Annotated in this window: 11 protein-coding genes, 1 pseudogene and 1 CRISPR repeat array; of the genes and pseudogenes, 3 read left to right on the top strand and 9 right to left on the bottom strand. The window is 28.7% G+C overall.

Going from position 1 to position 21856, the window contains the following annotated elements; all coding sequences use genetic code 11:
- Positions 1–701: 701 nt before the first annotated feature.
- The 5 genes from ACW9UN_RS16255 to dinB form a co-directional block, all read right to left on the bottom strand.
- Positions 702–1472, bottom strand: a complete 771-nt coding sequence (locus ACW9UN_RS16255) for an SOS response-associated peptidase (protein ID WP_459487422.1) — start codon at positions 1470–1472, stop codon at positions 702–704.
- 42 nt (positions 1473–1514) lie between these two features.
- Entirely contained in the window at positions 1515–3308 is a 1794-nt protein-coding gene (locus ACW9UN_RS16250; RefSeq protein ID WP_459487421.1) for a UvrD-helicase domain-containing protein, read from the bottom strand.
- A gap of 1 nt (position 3309) precedes the next feature.
- Positions 3310–5340 carry an ATP-dependent nuclease gene (locus tag ACW9UN_RS16245; protein ID WP_459487420.1) on the bottom strand — a complete coding sequence of 677 codons (2031 nt, stop codon included), beginning with the start codon at positions 5338–5340 and terminating at the stop codon, positions 3310–3312.
- Positions 5341–5587: 247 nt separating this feature from the next.
- Positions 5588–8545: a DNA polymerase III subunit alpha gene (locus tag ACW9UN_RS16240; RefSeq protein WP_459487419.1), complete on the bottom strand. Its 2958-nt coding sequence runs from the start codon at positions 8543–8545 to the stop codon at positions 5588–5590.
- A 3-nt stretch (positions 8546–8548) separates the two neighbouring features.
- Positions 8549–9763 carry a DNA polymerase IV gene (gene dinB, locus ACW9UN_RS16235; protein ID WP_459487418.1) on the bottom strand — a complete coding sequence of 405 codons (1215 nt, stop codon included), beginning with the start codon at positions 9761–9763 and terminating at the stop codon, positions 8549–8551.
- A 52-nt stretch (positions 9764–9815) separates the two neighbouring features.
- Between dinB and ACW9UN_RS16230 the strand changes: the two genes are divergently transcribed.
- The gene (locus ACW9UN_RS16230) at positions 9816–10595 is read left to right on the top strand and encodes an XRE family transcriptional regulator (protein ID WP_459487417.1); all 780 of its coding nucleotides are present in this window, start codon (positions 9816–9818) and stop codon (positions 10593–10595) included.
- 28 nt (positions 10596–10623) lie between these two features.
- Positions 10624–13406: direct repeats of the CRISPR family, unit length 46 nt; unit sequence GTTGTGAATTGATTTCAAAATTGTATTTTTCGTGAGGAATCACAAG.
- Between the two features lie 139 nt (positions 13407–13545).
- Here the strand turns inward: ACW9UN_RS16230 and cas2 are convergent.
- Genes cas2 through cas9 form a run of 3 tightly spaced genes read right to left on the bottom strand, consistent with a single transcriptional unit; the run spans position 13546 to position 19005 of the window.
- Positions 13546–13884 carry a CRISPR-associated endonuclease Cas2 gene (cas2, locus tag ACW9UN_RS16225; protein ID WP_459487416.1) on the bottom strand — a complete coding sequence of 113 codons (339 nt, stop codon included), beginning with the start codon at positions 13882–13884 and terminating at the stop codon, positions 13546–13548.
- Position 13885: 1 nt separating this feature from the next.
- Positions 13886–14773: a type II CRISPR-associated endonuclease Cas1 gene (cas1, locus tag ACW9UN_RS16220; RefSeq protein ID WP_459487415.1), complete on the bottom strand. Its 888-nt coding sequence runs from the start codon at positions 14771–14773 to the stop codon at positions 13886–13888.
- 11 nt (positions 14774–14784) lie between these two features.
- A complete protein-coding gene (cas9, locus tag ACW9UN_RS16215; RefSeq protein WP_459487414.1) occupies positions 14785–19005 on the bottom strand; it encodes a type II CRISPR RNA-guided endonuclease Cas9 in 4221 nt (1406 codons plus the stop codon).
- Between the two features lie 1247 nt (positions 19006–20252).
- Between cas9 and ACW9UN_RS16210 the strand changes: the two genes are divergently transcribed.
- Positions 20253–20894, top strand: a complete 642-nt coding sequence (locus ACW9UN_RS16210) for a hypothetical protein (RefSeq protein WP_459487413.1) — start codon at positions 20253–20255, stop codon at positions 20892–20894.
- Between the two features lie 31 nt (positions 20895–20925).
- Positions 20926–21222, top strand: a pseudogene (locus ACW9UN_RS16205) (DUF6371 domain-containing protein); the annotation flags it as partial.
- A gap of 63 nt (positions 21223–21285) precedes the next feature.
- On the opposite strand, the gene ACW9UN_RS16200 reads toward ACW9UN_RS16205, so the two are convergent.
- Positions 21286–21856 (bottom strand): SGNH/GDSL hydrolase family protein (locus ACW9UN_RS16200; protein WP_459487412.1); only part of this gene is annotated, 571 nt, incomplete at its 5' end.

Raw genomic sequence — 21856 nt, 5'->3', positions numbered from 1 at the left:
ACTATTTGGCCACTTGAATATACAGCATTACCTCCAGAAGATGCAAATGTTGTTTGATAATAAGTTAAATGAAATGTATATAACAGCTCACCAAAAGGATAGTTTTTTTCAAAACAATTTTTAATAATAACTTTTTCAGTCACAAAGGTATAAAACAAATAATTGTTTCAACCTTTGTTTTTATAGTTTATGATACTTTAACAAATTTCTTAATGCAATAATCATATTCTCTAAGTTTTCGATTCTTTTTAATTAAATAATACATAATGAAAATGAACCAGCTTTAAAAAAACAGCCATCAAGTATTGCTGTAAAATTTCTTTTATGGCCTAAATTTTGACCATATGAAATTAACAGTTTAATACAGTTGCAAAATAGTATTTTGAATTTTTAGCAATTAATTCGTTATAAATATAAATTAATTGTCATTTGTTTTTAAGATAAAACACACAAGTGTCTGTATGATAGAATAATCGGCACATTTAGATCTAAAAATGATTTTTAACAAGAAAAATCATCACTTAAAGAGAACATAAAATTATTATATATCCTGATAAAACAGAATATAAAACTTGGAATGGAAAAGCAACCCTTCTAAATAAAAGAAGGATTTAAAATTGAATGCAGCAATTTTTTAGAAAATATTGATCTTGACGATGGTGGATATTTGATTGATTATATTCGTTTAAAAAGTAGTCTTCTCAAAAATTAATACTAAAATCTTGATAATTGTGTTTTTCTGAAATAGTTGTTACATTCCCAACATAATCTTTACCTCGTAATTTACCAACTGTATGATAATTCATTTTCTCTTCTGGAAAAGGTTGAATCATTTCTTGAATCTGTTTTTTATCTAAATCATCATTGATTGGATTCAACCAATTATCGGCTAAAGAATCTGTAAGGATAAATGGCATACGTGGTTCTTTTAATTTGGGATTATTATGAATTTTAGCCATTAAACCATTAGCCTTTGTAGTTACGATTCCAAAACTAGTGTGAATAATATTTGTTTCAGGATTTTTCCATTCGCTCCATAAACCTGCTAGAATAAGTGGTTCGTTATTCTTTTTAAAGATATAAAATGGGTATGATTTTTTATTGTAATGATGATGTTCATAAAAACCGTCAACATAAATCAAACAACGTTTGTTTTTTGCGGATGTTCTAAATGACGGCTTTTCAAAAATGGTTTCCCCTCTTGCATTTAAGGTGGTATTCCAAGTTTTTTTCATTTGAATATCATCCTTTACCCAATGTGGAATTAATCCCCAAGTGGCTACTGTTGGATAATCTGGAGAATCATCAGTATAAATTAGTAAATCGTGATGCTGAAATCCACTGCTATGATATAAAGGCAAATCTGTGTATGGTATTAGATCTTCTTCAATTTCGTTGATAGCTGTTGAATCATTCTGCTGTATTGCTCTTTTTAATTGAGTTTTTTTTGAAGCTTTGATATCATAACACATTGTTGGATATTTAGAAATTATTTAAAATACAAAAAAAAGTTATTATATTGTTTGTAAGTTTTCTGTACCAAACCATTCAGTTATTTTATTCATTGCTGTAGTTCCCATTTGCGACAAAGCTAAAACAACTAAATTCTCTTTAGCTCTAGAACAAGAAACATAAAATAGATTTTTAGTTCTTAATTTTCTATGGTCTAAATGATCGGTATCATCAATAAATTTCTCAAAATCATATTGTCCTGGCCAACTTGTATCATCAATTACAACTAAAACATTTCGGTATTCTTCTCCTTTTGTGCCATGTTTTGTTGAATATGAAGTTTGTTCTTGGATGTGTTTAAATACACAAATTATTTCATTGTAGTTAGTTTGCATTAATGATTTGTAAAACTCTTTATTTTTAATTGCAGTTTTCTGTTCTTTATCATCAGTAATAGTAGTAGTGTCGATACTTAGCTTTTCTATGAATTTTTGTAATTTTCTAGAAGGAAGCGATAATTTGTTTTCTTGGCAAAAGTCAAAAATATCTTGAACAGTTCCAGACATTCTTAAATTGTTTAATTCTTCTAGTTTACTTTCTATTTCTTTTTTGTCAGAATGTTTAGTTAAAGAACTAAAAACGCCTTGTTGTTTTAAGTATTTTATAACTCTGTTGTAATTTTTTTCATTCCAAAAAGAAACTAGATGCTCAATACCTGTTTCACGTTCTTTAGAAGTCTTTTTATCAATAGACCCCATAAAGTAAGATGAAAATATATTTTCTCTTTTTAATATCGCTTCATTAGCACTTAAAGTATATCTTTTAGTGAAAATTTTATAGAGGTTTCCAAATCCAGCTCTTTCCGCTACTTTACTATTTGCAATTATTAAAATTTTGTCATCTCCATATTCTGAAAAATCCCAACCTATAGATTCCAAGTGTGAAATTACATTATCGTAATCTGTATCTTTTTTAGGTGAAATTCTTGCTTTATAGTCTGTTTTCTTTTCTTTAGTTTGAATTGGAGCATTTGTACAATTGATAAATTGAATAGTTCCTTTAATACTTTCTTTGTTTTTAGGTATTGTTTGGGTTATATTATTTCTAATGTTGTTTAATAGATTAACTACACTTTCGGAAGAACGATAATTATCGTCTTTTGTCACGAGTTCAAGTTTATTCTCATCAATATAGGATTGCAGAGAACCAATTCCTTTATCATAAATCTTTTGATAAGAATCTCCATAGAAACCAACTAATAGTTTTGTTTTATTTCTTTCAAGAAGATAATTTACAATAGCATCAACAGTTTCACTTGCTGTATCTTGGTATTCGTCTATGAATAGGTAAGGATATTTTTGACCTAAAATATGAGTTAAAGCAGTATAATTTTTAAACATTTGTAACGATAAAGTTATTACATCATCGTGGTGCAAACTTCCTTGTTCAAAATCTCTATAACCACTTTCATCATAAGTTACTTCCTTAATTCTTTCTTTTAAACCTGTTTTATATTTTTCAGGTTTATCAATAAGCATTACTTCATTTAATAAATCCAATTCAATTATTAATTGCTTATTGAACCTTTTGATACAATCCCATAAAAATTCGTGAATAGTTGAAACAATAACTAAAGGATTGTTTTCAAGTCTTTCAATGATTTCATTTTTTGCAACATTTGTGTAAGTAATACAAACAATTTTTTGATTGCTTAATTTGATGCTTTCTCCTTTGGTTTCTAAAACGTGATTTATGGTCTGAATTAAAGTGTATGTTTTTCCTGAACCTGCACCCGCTTCAAGAACATAACTTTTGTTTTCTTCTATATGTTTTATTATTTGTTCTATAGCTGTCATTCTAATCGTTTTTAGCTAACCAAATCAAACCTTCATTTATATATTCTGGAACTTTCCATTCACCATATTTCTTTTCGTTAAAAGACATAATATCGAATGTAAACTCTGTTTTTTGTTTAGAACTAAATTTATCTGGTATCTTTTCAGATATATCAATGTTTTTATTTCTTAGATAAGCAAATTCATCCTTTATGTATTTTTCTTCTTCAATAGGATGTTCGGTTAAAAAAAACTCTTTGTTAGTATTTATAAAAGCATCTTCAAAACTTCTTGCGTTATAACCATTTTCATTTGTTTGATATGCCACACGAATATTTTCTTGGATTTTGTCTTCAATTTTACAACTAGTTAATTCGGATATAGTTTTTTTGTTTGGCAACCATTTGATTAAAGTATAATTTGTTGTGTGTTCACCTTCTGAAACAGGACATTTACCATCTTTATCATTACTTGAATCAATATCTGTAATTATTAAAGTTCGAACATTTATAAACTCTAACATTTCACGGAAAGAATGTGCGTAAGCTCCGCCAACTTCAAGTATAGAGACATATTCATTACATAATGATTTTGCAGATTTTTTAATCATTTGAGGTAAAAGCATACGTTCAGTTGTTCCTTCAACTAAGATAACTTTATCTGCAAAAAATAAATCAGATTTATGAAGTGTTAGATATTGCCTTAAAAATCTAAAAGTTCGTTCATCATCTTTAATTTTTAAATTATTAAAATCTTGATTTGTTATTTTATAACCTCCCGACTCAGTTTTTAGTCTATTGAAATATCTAATTCTATTAAACCCTCTTTCTGTTTCAATCCCTGATTCTGAAAGTATATGCGAAGAATGAGTTGTAATTATAACCTGTATCTGTATATTATTCTTTTTTTTAGCTTCATTTACCATTTCTGAAACTTGACTAATAAATACTTGTTGCATTTGAGGATGCATATGAGCTTCTGGTTCTTCAATAAGTACTACAAGAAAATTTGAGAGCTTTTCCTCTTTAGAGTTTTTAAATTTCTCAATGAAACTGGCTAACTCTAAAATCATATAAATTAGATTACTATAACCGAGTCCATTATAGCTTTCAGGTAGATTTATTTCATTTTGTTTATATAAATACTGGATATTGTTTTTTAATACTTTTTCAGAATCAAATATTGAATCAATTTCTATAGGAGGTATTGAAACAGGTGTGTTTGCACCAAATTTTTTTAATTCGAGCATAATATTTTCTAGTACTTTCTTATATCTTTCTTTTAAATCAGAAGCAACACCTTTAAGGGCTTTTTCTAATTCATCAACATCTTTATTATCTGTTTTATCTCTATAACTATAGTAATTAGAAAAGCCTAAAGATAATGCATTGTGTACATCACCTTTCGTATCATCTAAAATTCGCATTGCTTTTATATTTTCAAAAAGCATTACTTTTTGAATTTTAGTTTTAAAACTGTCTTCAATTATTCTTTTATAATCTGATTCTCTATCAATAGCATAACAAACAGTTTCATATAACAACTTGATGTTCTGATGAAGATATTTTATTAAGTCTATGCTTTTATCTTCTCTGTTTTCAAATGAATGAAAGACTTTTAAAGTGTTTTTTGGTTCAAAAGAAATACAAATTGTGGCATCATTTCTAGCATCTTCTAAGTCTGTTATAAATTCACTAAGTTCTACAAGAGATTCATCATTTCTCTTATTGTATTCAATTTCAAATTTGATTTTGATTTTAGGAATTTCAGCTAATAGTTGTTTTTCAAGTTCTTCTCGATCCTCTTCAGTTATCCCTTCTTTTTTAGATTCTAAATATTTACTGGAAGAGGATTTAAACATAGTATATGAACTCTGAGAAAAGTCCTCAAAAATAAATTTCCCATCTGTAGAAGTAGCTAACTTTATGGCTTCAAAAAAGGAGGTTTTCCCTGTATTATTCTTTCCTACAATTAATGTGATATCATCTTCTAAATCACATTTAATATTTTCTAACAATCGAAAATTTTTGATTTCTATTTTTTTTATTTTCATTTATTTTTTTGATACAATTTTATTTTTATTTGTTAAGATAACAAAAAATCATTTACAAAGTTTTTAAAAATACTTAAAAGCAAGCATTAATTATCTGAATGAAAATTTATTTTTTAAAAAACATTTTTTAATTTCTTTAAGGTTTTAATTATTATTCAGAGAATTTTAAAAAAAGTATTACATGGATATGTATATTTAAATTTTTATTCTCATCAAATTCTTTTGTATTTGTTAATACAAAAGAATTTTAACTTCTAGGATCACACAAAATCCCCAATTTTTTAGATTTGATAATATTCATACTACAAAAACCAAATCGATTTGTAATTTTACCATAACAAGCATAAATTCCCATTCCAGAAATTGGGTAATCATGAACTACATTGGTAAAATGAACCGCATCAAAATAGTGTCCTTTTTTATCAATAAAAGTACTTAAACGCATCAATTTACCTTGTGCTGTTTTATTAAAACGAGTGGTGACTAATTTACCATAAAGCAATACATTTTGATTTACATGATTTTGCATTTCACTTGCTAAAATATGTTTGCAATACTTTTCATCAACTAAATCAAACAAATCGTATAGTGTAAAATCTAATAATTCTAGTTCATCATAGACCTGTTCAATCCAATGATTTTTGAGTTTAGGCAATGTAAATGATGATTGTTTTAATTTAAATAAATCGACTTGATCTTTTAAGTTGCTTGGTTTTTGTGCTTTTAATCGAAAAGTAGCTTGCCACAATAAGTTCTTTTTGGGGATTCTCGTAAACCGAAAAGCACCAATTCTAATTAAAATGGTGAGTTGTTCAATGGAGATAAAAACTCGATTGATAAAATCATCCAAAGAAGTAAATAAACCATGTACTTGTCTTTCACTCAAAATGTGTTGAATGACCAATGATTCTAAGTTTTTAAGATATCCAAAGCCAAGATAAATGGTTTTATCAAGTACTGTATTGGCATTGTCACTTAAATTGATGCAAGGCAATTCTATCTTTGCTCCTTGCATTTTTGCTTCGTGTAAATAATGTTCTGCGGAATAAAAACCACCTCCATTATTCAATACAGCACACATAAACTCAATAGGATAGTAACATTTTAAAAACAAACTTTGGTAACTTTCTACAGCATAGGAAGCAGAATGCCCTTTTGCAAATGCGTAACCTGCAAAACTTTTAATTTGATTCCATACATCTGTAATAAGATGGTCTTCAAAACCTTTTGCTCTACAATTTTTGATAAACTTTTGTTCAACCGCTTCAAATTCTTTTTTAGAACGATATTTACCACTCATTCCTCTTCGTAACACATCAGCTTCTCCTAAATCTAAGCCTGCAAATTCATGAGCAACTCGCATTACATCTTCTTGATATACCATAACTCCATAAGTTTCTGGCATTATTTTTAAAAGTATAGGATGCGCATTTTTACGTTGTTCTGGATTGCGATGTCTTTTAATGTATTCGTATTTCATTCCAGAACTAGAAACGCCTGGTCTAATTATAGAACTGGCAGCCACTAATTCTAAATAGGTGTTGGTTTGTAATTTTTGCATTAAACCACGCATGGCTGGAGATTCTACATAATACGCACCAATTGCACCACCTGTTTTTAATAAGTTGTTGATGTTTTCATCATTCTTAAAACGATCAATATCATAAATATCAATTTTGGGTGCATTCGGTTGATTTTCTTTTATAATTGCTAAAGCATCTTTAATTTTTGCCAATCCACGTTGACCTAAAATATCAAACTTAAAAATACCCACATCATCTGCAATGTACATATCAAATTGAACAGTTATAAATCCTTTTGGTGGTAAAAAAGTAGCTGAATAATAATGAATCGGTTTTTTAAGAATTAAAATTCCTGCTGAATGAACACTTACATAATTAGGAAAACCTTCAATCAGTTTTCCATACTTTAAAACCAACTGACTCATCTCATCAAACTTAGATGAACTAGCACCTTTGCTCAGTTTGTCTATTTCTTCTTTTGGCAAACCAAATACTTTACCTATTTCCCTTACAACTGCTCTGTATTTAAACGTATTATAAGTGGCTAAAAGGGATACATTGTTAAATCTTTTAAAAATATAGCTGGTCATTAAATCGCGATCTTTCCAAGAAAAATCAATATCAAAATCTGGTGGAGATGCTCTATAAGGATTGATAAAACGTTCGAAATACAAATTGAGTTCTACAGGATCTACATCTGTAATACCAATAATATAAGCCACAATACTATTTGCACCACTACCTCTACCCACGTGAAAAAAACCTTGACTTTTGGCATAGGAAACAATATCATAATTGATTAAAAAAAAAGAAACAAAACGTAATTCTTCAATCACTTTTAGCTCTTTGTCTAAACGTTGTAATACTTTTTCTGAAGGATTGGAATAGCGTTTATAGAGCATTTTATCACACAAATCTTTCAACATTTTTAAATCACTCTCAAAACTATCCAAATACACATCTTGATTTTGTGAACTCCTTTCTACATCAAACCCAAAATGAATACTGCAGCCATTTAATATGTTTTTCGTGTTGTTGATTACTTCAGGAAATTCCTCAAAATAATGCTCTAAGTCCTTTTTAGAATGCATCACATCAGTTCGTAAACATTGTTCAGAAAGGTTAAGCTTACTCAATAAAGTATTGTTGTCTATTGCTCTTAACAAACGATGTGCATTAAAATCGCGCTGATTTCTTAGAGTTACTTGTTGTTGTATTACAATTTTGTGGGAATACTTTTTAAGGTAAGAAAACTTGAGTTTTTTTACTTCTTCTACAGAAACTCCAATAAATTCGTTTTCTTTTAAATCGTTGATTTGTAGTTGTAATACTTTTTCAAAAGGATAAATGACAAACGTATTATGCAATGTTTTACAACGATCTGGAATTACAGATTTTGTTTCTAAAAAGGATGATAAATAGCTATTTATCTCATAAAAACCTGTGTTATTTTTTGCAATACAAACAAATTGCTGGAGAGCACCATTTCTAAAATCGACACCCACTATTGCTTTAATTCCAAATTTTTTAGATTGTTGTACAAAGTTCATGCATGCAGAAGTGGTATTAATGTCTGTTAATACTAAGGCATCAATATTATTTTTTTGAGCAAGCTCTAACAAGGTAACTTCTGAAAACGTACCAAAACGCAAAGAATAATATGTATGACAGTTTAAATACATCCATTATTGTTTTCTATGTGCTAAAAGCATAGGTGGTTCTCCATTAAACGGATTTCCAAAACGTCCAATAGTTTTTGCTCCTAAAGAAGATGCTCTCATTACAGACATTTCTCCATAGCGTTTTCTAATGCTATCCATAGAGGAATATAAATTCATTAATTGATCACTATCATCAAACAAATTAATTTGATAATGTCCACCTACAATATCAGACACTTTAACGCCTACCAAACGAATTAACAAACGCCTTTGATAGAGTTTTTTAAATAATTCTTGTACTGTTGGTATGATAATATGATCTGCACTTGTATAAGGTATTTTGATTTGTTTGCTGTAGGTATTAAAATCTGAGTACCGAATTTTTACACTAAAAGTAGATGCTACTTTTCCTCCATTTCGCAATTGAAAAGCCAAGTTCTCTGCCATTGCAAAAATGGTGGTGTTGAGTTGCACCATATCAATCGTATCTTTATTAAAGGTTCTTTCTGTGCTGATGGATTTGCGTTCGTGAAAAGGTACTATTGGAGGATTATCAATACCTAAAGCCCTTTTCCAGATGGTTTTACCATTTTTACCCAACACACTTAGAAGCATTTCTAAAGGCATTTCTTGAATCACTTTAACCTTATCAACCCCTAAATTGCGTAAAATTTGATAGGTCTTTTTACCAACAGATGGAATTTTTTTGATAGATAATGGTGCTAAAAACTCTTTTTCAAAACCATTATTGATGTATAATTGATTGTTGGGTTTTGCTTCGCCAGTAGCTACTTTAGAAACGATTTTGTTTTTAGACATTCCGAATGAAATGGGCAAACCACTTTCTTTAATGATTCTTTGTCTTAATTCTGATGCAAATTTGTAACTGCCATAATAGGCATCCATTCCACTTAAATCTGCATAAAATTCATCAACACTTGCTTTTTCAAAAACAGGAACACTCTCTTTGATAATTTCTGTTACTTGTTGTGAGTATTTGGAATAAATACCAGAATTACCTCTGATAACAATAGCTTCTGGGCAGAGCTTTTTGGCAATTTTCATAGACATTCCAGAATGAACACCAAACTTTCTGGTTTCGTAGCTACAAGCAGCAACAACCCCTCTGTCTCCTGTACCACCTACTAATAAAGGTTTATATAATAAACGACTATCTATTAATCGCTCGCAGGAAACAAAAAAAGTGTCTAAATCTAAATGTAAAATTGTTGGATTCATAGTGTAAAATTAACTACAAAAACATACATTTGTTGCTATAATATGTAGCATTATGAATTTTTTATCTAAAAACATCAAACATTTAAGAGCCCTCAAAAACTTATCTCAAGAAGCTTTTGCAGATCATTTAAACGTTACACGCTCTAGAATTGGCTCTTATGAAGAAAATCGTTCTTCGCCTTCTGTAGATTTTTTAATGGAATTGTCAGCTTTTTTTAATATTCCCATTGATATTTTAATAAAAAATGATTTGACCAAAACCAAAGACATCTCATTTATAGAAGTGGGCAATAAAAAAGTATTATTCCCAATTATGGTGAATGAAGAAAATGAAAATTTAATTGAAGTTGTACCCGCAAAAGCTTCTGCTGGATATTTATTAGGTTATGATGATCCTGAATATATTGAGCAACTCCAAAAAGCAAACCTCCCTTTTATACCAACTGGTAAACACAGAATGTTTCCTATAAAAGGAGATTCTATGTTGCCTGCAAAAGATGGCTCTTATATTATTGGGGAATACATAGAGGATATTAAAAGCATTAAAAGTGGCTATACCTATATTGTGGTTACTAAAAATGATGGAATGACCTACAAACGTGTGTATAACCAAGTTGAAGAACAACAAAATTTTTTATTGAAACCTGATAACAATTTGTATCAGTCTTATGAAATACCTGCTAACCAAGTTGTAGAAATGTGGAAATTTACCTGTGCTTTTAATCCTTTTGAATACGAAGAACATGAACTTAAAATTAGCAATATTGTCAACTTATTTCAAAGTTTGGGTATTGAATTGAAAGCCTTGGAAAAGATGTTGAGGGAGAAGTAAAGTGGTTTAGCTTGATTATCAGGAATATTTTGTGAATTGATTTCAAAATTGTATTTTTCGTGAGGAATCACAAGTTTTAAATTAAACAATAAAGCGCCTATACTGTTGTGAATTGATTTCAAAATTGTATTTTTCGTGAGGAATCACAAGTTAAAATAATCGCCATTAATATCAATATTAGTTGTGAATTGATTTCAAAATTGTATTTTTCGTGAGGAATCACAAGTACTTTACTCTCGGAAGATACTGATAGAGAGTTGTGAATTGATTTCAAAATTGTATTTTTCGTGAGGAATCACAAGAACGAAACAAAAATACAACTTATCCAAACAGTTGTGAATTGATTTCAAAATTGTATTTTTCGTGAGGAATCACAAGAAAAGTAAAACAAGGTAACATATCATTAACGTTGTGAATTGATTTCAAAATTGTATTTTTCGTGAGGAATCACAAGAGTAACTGCTGATTTATATGATTACTCACAGTTGTGAATTGATTTCAAAATTGTATTTTTCGTGAGGAATCACAAGTCAAAATCATTTTCGTTGTTCATCTTGTAGGTTGTGAATTGATTTCAAAATTGTATTTTTCGTGAGGAATCACAAGTTACGAAAAAGAATTAATCTATTTAAATTAGTTGTGAATTGATTTCAAAATTGTATTTTTCGTGAGGAATCACAAGGGCATTTGTAAAAGCGTCGCCTGCATTTCCGTTGTGAATTGATTTCAAAATTGTATTTTTCGTGAGGAATCACAAGTATTTCATTTTAACCCTGCTTTAATTAGTGGTTGTGAATTGATTTCAAAATTGTATTTTTCGTGAGGAATCACAAGCGTTTGTATATAAAATGTTCTTTTGTTGATGTTGTGAATTGATTTCAAAATTGTATTTTTCGTGAGGAATCACAAGAAACAAAACGAAATCTAGCTACATCTTTACAGTTGTGAATTGATTTCAAAATTGTATTTTTCGTGAGGAATCACAAGTTGAATGCCTAGTTTAATACCATACCACGCGTTGTGAATTGATTTCAAAATTGTATTTTTCGTGAGGAATCACAAGTGCAAAAAATATAGAATTAAATGCATCTGAGTTGTGAATTGATTTCAAAATTGTATTTTTCGTGAGGAATCACAAGATTATAGAGGCAACACCAACAGTTGCTCCAGTTGTGAATTGATTTCAAAATTGTATTTTTCGTGAGGAATCACAAGGAAATAAAAAGAAGTATTATCTGTTTTACAGTTGTGAATTGATTTCAAAATTGTATTTTTCGTGAGGAATCACAAGTGCAGCAGGTACAGCAAAAACAGCAAAAGTGTTGTGAATTGATTTCAAAATTGTATTTTTCGTGAGGAATCACAAGGCAAATCCAGCTTCACAGCACAGCCCAATAGTTGTGAATTGATTTCAAAATTGTATTTTTCGTGAGGAATCACAAGACAAATTCGCAGTCTTTGAACGGTAAAATAGTTGTGAATTGATTTCAAAATTGTATTTTTCGTGAGGAATCACAAGCTAAAACAACGTGCTTATATCTTTTAGGGTGTTGTGAATTGATTTCAAAATTGTATTTTTCGTGAGGAATCACAAGGAACTGATTATTTCATACTCATCGTAAACAGTTGTGAATTGATTTCAAAATTGTATTTTTCGTGAGGAATCACAAGAACAATCATTAATATAATAGCGTAAATGTTGTTGTGAATTGATTTCAAAATTGTATTTTTCGTGAGGAATCACAAGTATAAAAATAAAACCCCTACTAAAAAGTAAGTTGTGAATTGATTTCAAAATTGTATTTTTCGTGAGGAATCACAAGCCACACTACCCATACACAACACGTTGGTAGGTTGTGAATTGATTTCAAAATTGTATTTTTCGTGAGGAATCACAAGTGAAACAATAGAATTTATGAGAGCATCATTGTTGTGAATTGATTTCAAAATTGTATTTTTCGTGAGGAATCACAAGACTGAGACCGCAATATCAGACCTATTTACGGTTGTGAATTGATTTCAAAATTGTATTTTTCGTGAGGAATCACAAGTATAACATTTTTAACTTTTACATTATCGGAGTTGTGAATTGATTTCAAAATTGTATTTTTCGTGAGGAATCACAAGTTCTTTACCTTTTAGATTTTCATTTTCTAAGTTGTGAATTGATTTCAAAATTGTATTTTTCGTGAGGAATCACAAGATTAACAACAAAAGCATCTATGCTTTTAACGTTGTGAATTGATTTCAAAATTGTATTTTTCGTGAGGAATCACAAGTAAACTTAATACATTTTTCAAAGCAATCAGGTTGTGAATTGATTTCAAAATTGTATTTTTCGTGAGGAATCACAAGTTTACCTGAATAAGTACCATTGCTTTCAGTGTTGTGAATTGATTTCAAAATTGTATTTTTCGTGAGGAATCACAAGAAAAAAAAAGATTATAAAAAGAAAGTAATAGTTGTGAATTGATTTCAAAATTGTATTTTTCGTGAGGAATCACAAGATAAGCTTCAAGTCTAGCATGAATTACATCGTTGTGAATTGATTTCAAAATTGTATTTTTCGTGAGGAATCACAAGTAAGATGAGCACAGATACTATAGTAACAGAGTTGTGAATTGATTTCAAAATTGTATTTTTCGTGAGGAATCACAAGACCTTTCTAAATGTTTATCGGGTATGTGTAGTTGTGAATTGATTTCAAAATTGTATTTTTCGTGAGGAATCACAAGATCAGCATAATTATGAAAACAAAATCAACAGTTGTGAATTGATTTCAAAATTGTATTTTTCGTGAGGAATCACAAGGTCAATCCCAAAACATTGAATAATAGCAATGGTTTGGGATTGTTTTTTTGGATTGATAAAATTAATGATTTTTCTCTCTATTTTTATTTTTCTATCCATTTTTGGATTCCTGCCTAAGTATTAATGACAGAGTAAAATATTAAAATAATTGCAGTTGTTGGGTGGGTTTTGGTAGCTCTATTTCTTTAATTCCATGAAATAGTTCCATATTGCCAAATTGTTTGTCTGTAATTTCCAAAATACATACTTTACCATGTTTGGGTAGGTTTAACTTTACTCTTTTTGTATGGATTTTTGCATTCTCTCTACTTGGACAATGTCGCAAATAAATAGAAAACTGAAACATTTCAAAACCGTCTTTTATCAACTTTTTACGAAACAAATTCGCCGCCTTTCTCTCTTTTTTGGTTTCGGTTGGTAAATCAAAAAAAACTAATACCCACATAATTCTGTATGCACTAAACCTATTTTGAGACATGTTAATCTAATTCAGGATATTTTATTTGTCTTAGTTCTCCTGCAAAACATTTGTACAAACTCGCTGTTGTCGTTGAAACCGCTATAAATAAAGGTCTTTCTAATCCATCAATTATTACATCTTGCGTAGCAATTTGTAATAAATGGGCTTTGGTGTCTTTATTCAAATCAAAAGAGTTATTATTTCGAATATAATTATACACCATTTTATCTACAAAGGGTCTATAAGGTTCCATAATATCGTCTGCCAAACAATAGGCATTGTATTTATTTCTATGAAAAATACCTAAAACAGGTAGCAAACCACTACTTACCAAAGCTCTGGCAACTATACTTCTTAAAACGGCATAACCAAAGTTTAATAGGCTGTTGGGTTCTTCTCCATAACGTTTTCTATTAAAATTTTCAAATAAATGCTTCCAGTAAAATTGTGCAGCCATTCCTTCTCTATTAGAAGTATCACCACTTTTTACTTGAAGTTTGTATGCTGCCAAAGGTTCTGAAACCTTATTGTTAATTTTTAACAAAGATTCTTGATTTCTTATTTTTTGTTCAACCGTTTGCTTCCACAATTGTTTTTTTAATGGTTCTGATGCTGATAATTGGTATTTAATCCGTTCTGAATATTCAGAATGACTATGCAAAGGCAACATTAATCCAAAAGGCAAATGATGTTCATCACAGGTAATAATTGCCACATTATTTCCTTGTAGTTTCATTAACAACTGATTGGAAATTGTAATTTGATAATTATCTAGCATTAACAAAGCAATGTCTTCAATTGGTACTATCCCTTTAAATTCTTTTGTTTTAGGCTCTTGTACCACCAATTGTAAGTCTTTTAGTTTTAGATATGATGGATTGCCTATATAGATGGTTCGTTTTAACACAACTTTTTCTTTTAATATTCTCCTATTTGAACAATTTTACCTGCGTGATTTATTCTCACTTTTACAGCTTCTTCAATTCCTTTTAAGCTTTTAAAAACTTTATAGGTCATATTTCTTGTTTCTTTTTTATCAATTAATTCAGTTTCTAAATGATGTCTAAAAACATAATCTCGTACAGAACTATTACCGTAATCTACTTTTGAAAATTTTTGAACTCTAAATAAATTTTTACTTATCAACTCATTATTTTTAATATTATATAAGTCAATATCTTTTGGATTGAAATCATCTGAAGGAAATACAAACATTTCGTTTTGTTTCAAGGAAAACAAAAATTTCCAATCTAAATTTTCATTTAATTCTTTATCAATAATTGGAAGTTTAGCTTTAGCCCTTGCAACAACTTCAAAAAAAGAAACTACATTATCATGAAGTTTCCCTTCCTTATCCATATAGATTGCTAAATGATGATTATTCCCTGTACTTACAAAATCAGATTTTATTTTTTTACCATTTTTATCTAAAATATCATTTCCTAAATGGTCTTTTTTGATATGTAAATTTTCAGCATTTTTAACACCACTTATTTTTACTCTTTTTATTGAAATGCCTTTTTCTTCATTTAACCAAATTGGATATTTATCTAAATCTGAGAAAGCTTTTTTCGCATTTCCTTGATACTTTGCTAATCGTTCTACCAAAACTTTTCTTACACCAATATCAATTACTTTTTGAATTAATTTAGGTGTTTTAAAATTCTCTGGAGTAATTTCTTTTCTAATTGTATAATTATCTTCAAACGATTTTGTTTTTACAGTTTCTGGAACTTTTTTTCCATCAAAAGTAAAAACTGGATTTTTAGATAAACTATTTTTGCCTGCAAACGCTTTTTTAGGATTATTCTCAAATTCCTGAAGTCGTTTTAACAAAGCTTCTCGATAACTATGTTTAGTAACTTCTAAAATTTTTTCTTTGGTAAATTTTGCATTTACCTTTTCTAATTTTACAACCTCTTCATTCAATTTTCCATAAACTGTTTCTTTATGCAACTGTCCTCTTGGTGTTAACTGTGCTTTTATGTGAAATTTATCTTTTCCTTTTAATTTCGTTTTATTCTTATTTAGGGTTACTACTTTATTTTTAGCTTTAAAAGAAATCAAAACTTTTTCTAATTCATTTTTCGCCTCTATTCTAAAGTTTTCTGATGGTGGAATAAACTTTCGTTTTCCTTTTCGGTTTTTATTTTTATAAACTTTTGTAATCTTATCTCTAATTCCATTTAAGCTAATATCTTGGTTGTATTTTTTCTTGAACTTTTCACTTAACGTATCATTTCTAGATGCATTAATATTGTTTAAATATTGAATGTGACTTTCTGTTGTAAAAGCAACTGCTAGAGCATCCATTGCATGATGTCTATGGTCGTTTCTTTTTGTCCAATCTACAATCTGTTCAATAAATTTTCCGTTTTTACGTTCTTCCTTTTTGGTTAAACCTAAGCCTCTGTATTTTGGAAGATTTAGTTCTTTCATCACATTAATTAAATCCCAATCTTCACGAAGTTTATCTGTAATTCTACCAATAGTTGGTGTTACTTTAACAAAAACTTCCATTAACATATTTTTTGCCTTTTTAGCAATGTATTGGCTATTTCTTAAATCCCTTTCTATAAAATCTTCTGGAATATTTTTTTCTGATAACAACAATTTCTTGTATTTCCCTTTAGATATTAAACCATCCTCAAAAGCACTCTCTATTCTTGACTTGTATTTTTCTAAATCGGAATTATATCTATCACTTATAAAATCATAAGCCAAAGTATCTGCCTTTTCTAAATTTACTTGTCTATAAGCTAATGTTTTGTTAGAAAAAGAATCATCAAATAATTTTGCTTTTGGTATAATATGTTCAATATCTATTTCCTTTGAAAATAGTTTATGAGGAGGTATTTCTTTATTTGTAAAAAAAGTTTTGTATCCATTATTTTTCAATTCTTGATATAATTTATACTTTATTACATCATTTCTTGTTGGGTTTTTGATATTATAGACAGGATCGTTTCTTAAAATTTTTCTAATTTCATCATTTCTTGAAGTTGCGTCATTGATAAATTTTGTAGTATCTGCTCTTTCTTGAGCTGATTTTTTTAATTCTCTCGCTAATTCAATTCGTATTTCATCTGGTTTTCCATATTCATCAATAATTTGATTGATTAAATTAACCATTTGATTCAAAATTTTCTCTACAACAGGATTACGCAAACTGTTTTTAGGTAATAAATCCAATTTATCTTTTAAAATTCTATTATCTAATTCTTCTTTTGTTAATGAATTGGAATGATTGTAACCTGCTAATCTACTCGCTTCTGAATACACATTCCCACTTTCTAAATAAGGAATTATTTTCTTAATCGCTTTTGCACTTAAATTCCCATAATCATCAGGTAATGAAATATTTGCAAGTAAACTCGCATATTTTGGTTCAAAACCATACTTTAAATGTAATTTTCTCTTTAACGATACATCTGAATTACCATAGGTTATTTTATCATGTTGATTAATTTTAACTTCTTCTTCAACAGCATATAACAAATGCCAAAGTTGATAACTACTCTGTTTATCAAAATCATTACCTAAAATATTTGCATTAAAGTTTAAGAGTTCTGCTTCAATTCCAATTTCCTTAAAAACAAGTTGTAATTCTTGATTAATTTCAGTTACGGATTTTTTATCCCAATCAAATCCATAACCAGCTTCTTCTGCAATCTTATGATAAACACTATACAACTGTTTGTTTAGTCTATTGATTTCTATTTTTGATAAATTGCCTTTCCAATCCGATTTTTTTCCAAGCTTAAAATATTTATTCAAAAGATTTAAAATAAATTCCGGTTTGGCTGAAACATCTAATTTTGTATTGATTGGAGTATTACATTCTTCAAATATTTCGTTTCTTATTTCATCATCTAAATCAATAAACTTAATCTTTTCTTTTGTGGCTTTATTTTGAAATTCTAAAATATTCAACGAAGCCCAAACTTTAAATTCTTGAAATAATGGAGAAGATTTTGGAATTGCTTTATGCTGTTTCTCAAATTGACATTCTGAAATTAAATGTTTTTGAGATTTTAATTTACGTTGATAAAAGATAACAACATCTCTAATTTCCTTTTTTAGTTCATCATTTAAGATATCATAATATTTTGACTGGGTTTCCCAAATGGTTTCAAATTCATCTAAATAATCTTGTCTGTAAAAAACTTGGTTTTTTAATGAATTATGTTTGTTGGCTTTTATATGTTGATATTGATTTTCTCCAACAGTTTCTTTATTAAAATATAGCTCTTTACTTCTATCACTTATTGCTCCTAAGTAACCACTAGATTTATTCAAATTGTTATTGATTTCAACCAAAACATAGGCAACTTCTTCTATGGTAAGTTGTTTAGAAATTGCTTCACTTCTCCATTTATAATGTTGCAATTTTGTTTCCTCTCTTTTTCCTTTATTTTCAGCCGTATAAATTCCTTTAATTGCTAAAAAACGCTTTCTAGTGTTTTGCTGTCCTTGATTTTGAATTTTTGTATACAACTCATCGTCTAAAATTTCTGGATAAAATTGTTTTTGAGTTTCCCAGACCAAATCAAATTCTTTTTGTAAATCTGACCTGTAAAAATCTGGAATGTACTTTTTGCCACTCAACAAAATTTGATGCACATATTTCCCAATAGTTAAATTACTATCATATAACTCTTTAGCTATTTTCATGCCGTCAATTGCATTTCCTTCTTCTTCATTTTTAGCTTTTCTACTGCTTTTGTAACCTCTTTTTTTATTGATTGCTAATAAAACTCTGGCAAATTCTTCTAATTCAATTTTTTCTTTAGCCGCTTTTGCTCTTAAAAATAAAGTTTGATGAGTCGAATGTTTTCCAATTTCTGTTAATTGCGTTCTTTCTGATATGATATTGTATTTTAATAGGATTTCTATTAAATTTTTTCGACGAAGTTTAAAACGCTGTAGATTTCTTCTTGCAGTTCTTTTTAAAGTTCTATCTGCATTTGTGGTTAGTGGTCTTCCTTTTTCAAAATTGGTTTGCTCATCAACAGTTAATGGATTCACACGAACACCTAATTTAATAATACTCGAAGTTTCATTTTCGTTTTCTGCTTCATTTACCAAAGCCCAACCAATAGAGGTGGTTCCTAAATCTAGACCTAATATTTTGTTCATAGCTATATATTTTACTCCTATATCAATGGAGAAGTTAGTAATATTTTGAATAAAGTGTATTTAAAGTACAATTTTTGCTTAAAAATAGAAAAAAAACAATAATTAACTATTTTTTTTTATATTTGAATACAATTTTGAAATCAATTCACAATAAGGATTATTCCGTTGTGAAAACATTTAAAGCGGCATTATATTTAATTATAATGTCGCTTTTTTTTAGTTTTATGTTCTACAAAAGGATTTATATATTTTGTACAAATGTTTCTTTCAAAAAGATTCTTTTAGTTCAATAATTAATGGTCATAGCTTGAACCTTAAAAATAGAAATATAAAATTAATTACACCAGTTTGTCTAAATATTTATTTCAAAAGTTTCTTTTTTTGTTTTCTTTATTCCCTTTGCCTGCCATATAATCAAATATATCCATTTCACACTTCCACAACTGGTTCCACAATCGCCCACAAGTGCCACATATACATCCACGAAACCTCCACAATAGTTCCCCAAAAGCCTCCACAAGTGCCACAATTGGTTCCACACTTTCGCCACAAGTGCCACCAAATTCGCCACAATCTGTGGCAAAATAACTGAAAACCCTTGTTATATAAGGAATTTAAAAGCCACACAAGCGCCACAACTTGTGGATTTAGTCGCCACATACTGTGGAAATTTGTGATACAGATTGCAACGAATAGTAAATTTAGAAACAACTCTTTTTTTTCGTTGCAATATTTAATACAATTCCAAATCAATTCACAACAACGAGTTGTCGTTGCAAACATATTAAGGAAATAATCTTTGGTGATTATATTTATTGACGCTTTTGTATTCAGAAAAACAAAATTAAATGTTTGAAAAAAACACATTTTTGTAATACAATTTATATTAAATTTGTGTAGAAAATTATTATAAATCAGAGTACACGTTTCGGTACACGATTTTATTCAAATAAAGCAAAAAAGGGTAAAAATTTGTATTTTTCATAAAATTCATAACCCTGAGGTCACGGGTTCAAATCCCGTCTTCGCTACAAAGCTTAAAGCTAATAAAATCAACGAATTGTGTCTCACAATTCGTTTTTTTTATGCCTTCATTTTTCTTACTTTTACAACGAGTACACGATAGAGTACACGATTTACCTATGAAACTGAATTATTCTAAGCCAAAAATCTTTACTGGCGGAGTAGATATAACTACTTAGTCTAAACTTTCTGCGAAAGCTAAAAAAGAAGCATTATCGAAAAAATTGTACATCTATTATTCTTACAGAAACCCAAATACAGGTAAGCTAGAAAGACAAACTAATATTAAAGCAGGGGTTAACCTTTATAAAGACAAAAAAAGTAGATATCACATTTTAATTCAACTTAAAGAAAGCTTAGAGTTTATTTTAAAAAATGGTTACAACCCGTATGAAGATAATACTTCATTGGAGGAATTTATCGAAAACCTACTTTCTTCTGAACAATCAGAACAAAAGGAAACAAAAAAGAATAAAACTAATCAGAAAGAAAGCCAAGTAGTTGCCGAAAAAAAACCTGAACTACCTACCTACTCTATTGAAGCATCTTTCAATTTGGCTCTTCAAACCAAATCAAATGTTTTAAGTGCAACCTCCTATCAAAACTTTAAAGGAAGAATAAATAGGTTTAGTAAATGGTTAAATCAACAAAAAATAGATCCAAAAGGAGACATTTCTATCATCACTAAAAAAATTGTCATACAATATTTGAATACTGTATTACAAAATTCAAGTGCTAGAAATAGAAATAATACAAGATCAGATTTTAGACTTCACCAAAAAGGAAAGTCTAGAATTCAGCGATTCAATTGTTCATTTGTTTATAAAATTCTTTTCCAATTCCTTTTAAGAACACTTTTTTCTTAATCAACTCCAACTTGTAAACAACCTTAAAAAAGGTGATACAATTTGTATTGTTGAATCTGAAAAAACAGCGATTATAATGAGTATTCTAGTACCCAAATATATTTGGTTAGCTACTGGCAGTAAAACTGGTTTTAAACAAGAACTATTACAATCCGTTAAAGGATATAAAATTATTGCATATCCTGATAAAACAGAATATAAAACTTGGAATGAAAAAGGAATCCTTCTAAATAAAGAAGGATTTAAAATTGAATGCAGCAATTTTTTAGAAAATATTGATCTTGAAGATGGTGGAGATTTAATTGATTATTTTGAATCTAGAAAATAGCCTAAATTATAATACATTTTTTTTAAGCGTTATTTTTTATTAATTATTAGAATACTTACGGTGTTATTCTTGATTAAAAATATGCCAAAATATTGGATATAAACAATCTGCTATTTGTCGAAAACCAAGATTATTCGGATGAACTCCGTCAGTGTAATTATCAGTATCAACCCATGCATAAGTAGGTGCTAAGTATACAAAATCATAATCTAGTTTTTCATCTTCAAATATGATAGACAATTCTTTTGAAAATTTTAGCCTAGAATATAAAACACCTTCTGTATCAATATTTCTAGTATTATTTACCTGACCTGATCCTTGAATACTAAAAATCACTTTTGTTTGAGGAAAATCAGAGTGAAGTTGATCAATAATTGTCTTTGCATTATTTGTTACTCTTAAGATTTTTTCTGTCGTTGCCCAAGCACCCAAATCGTTCCACCCAAATTTTAAAATAACAACATCTGGAATTTCAAAATTCCAATAGTTTATATAATATTTGAAATCTAATTGATTAGTTTCTGGATTCCAAAAGGGATTAAAATAAGCATTTTCTGCATTAGTATAATTTATTAATTCATCACCTTCCAAATCAAGATTACAACAATTAGGCTTAGTCTTTCTTAGAGTTCCG

The sequence above is a fragment of the Polaribacter litoreus genome, assembly GCF_054584775.1.
This window is presented reverse-complemented; position numbering and strand designations above follow the sequence as displayed.

What these genes read in the sequence shown, in the direction of transcription:
- ACW9UN_RS16255 (WP_459487422.1), bottom strand. Translation starts at nt 1,472, where the DNA reads ATGTGTTATGATATCAAAGCTTCAAAAAAAACTCAATTAAAAAGAGCA.
- cas9 (WP_459487414.1), bottom strand. Translation starts at nt 19,005, where the DNA reads ATGAACAAAATATTAGGTCTAGATTTAGGAACCACCTCTATTGGTTGG.
- cas2 (WP_459487416.1), bottom strand. Translation starts at nt 13,884, where the DNA reads ATGTCTCAAAATAGGTTTAGTGCATACAGAATTATGTGGGTATTAGTT.
- ACW9UN_RS16230 (WP_459487417.1), top strand. Translation starts at nt 9,816, where the DNA reads ATGAATTTTTTATCTAAAAACATCAAACATTTAAGAGCCCTCAAAAAC.
- ACW9UN_RS16250 (WP_459487421.1), bottom strand. Translation starts at nt 3,308, where the DNA reads ATGACAGCTATAGAACAAATAATAAAACATATAGAAGAAAACAAAAGT.
- dinB (WP_459487418.1), bottom strand. Translation starts at nt 9,763, where the DNA reads ATGAATCCAACAATTTTACATTTAGATTTAGACACTTTTTTTGTTTCC.
- ACW9UN_RS16240 (WP_459487419.1), bottom strand. Translation starts at nt 8,545, where the DNA reads ATGTATTTAAACTGTCATACATATTATTCTTTGCGTTTTGGTACGTTT.
- ACW9UN_RS16245 (WP_459487420.1), bottom strand. Translation starts at nt 5,340, where the DNA reads ATGAAAATAAAAAAAATAGAAATCAAAAATTTTCGATTGTTAGAAAAT.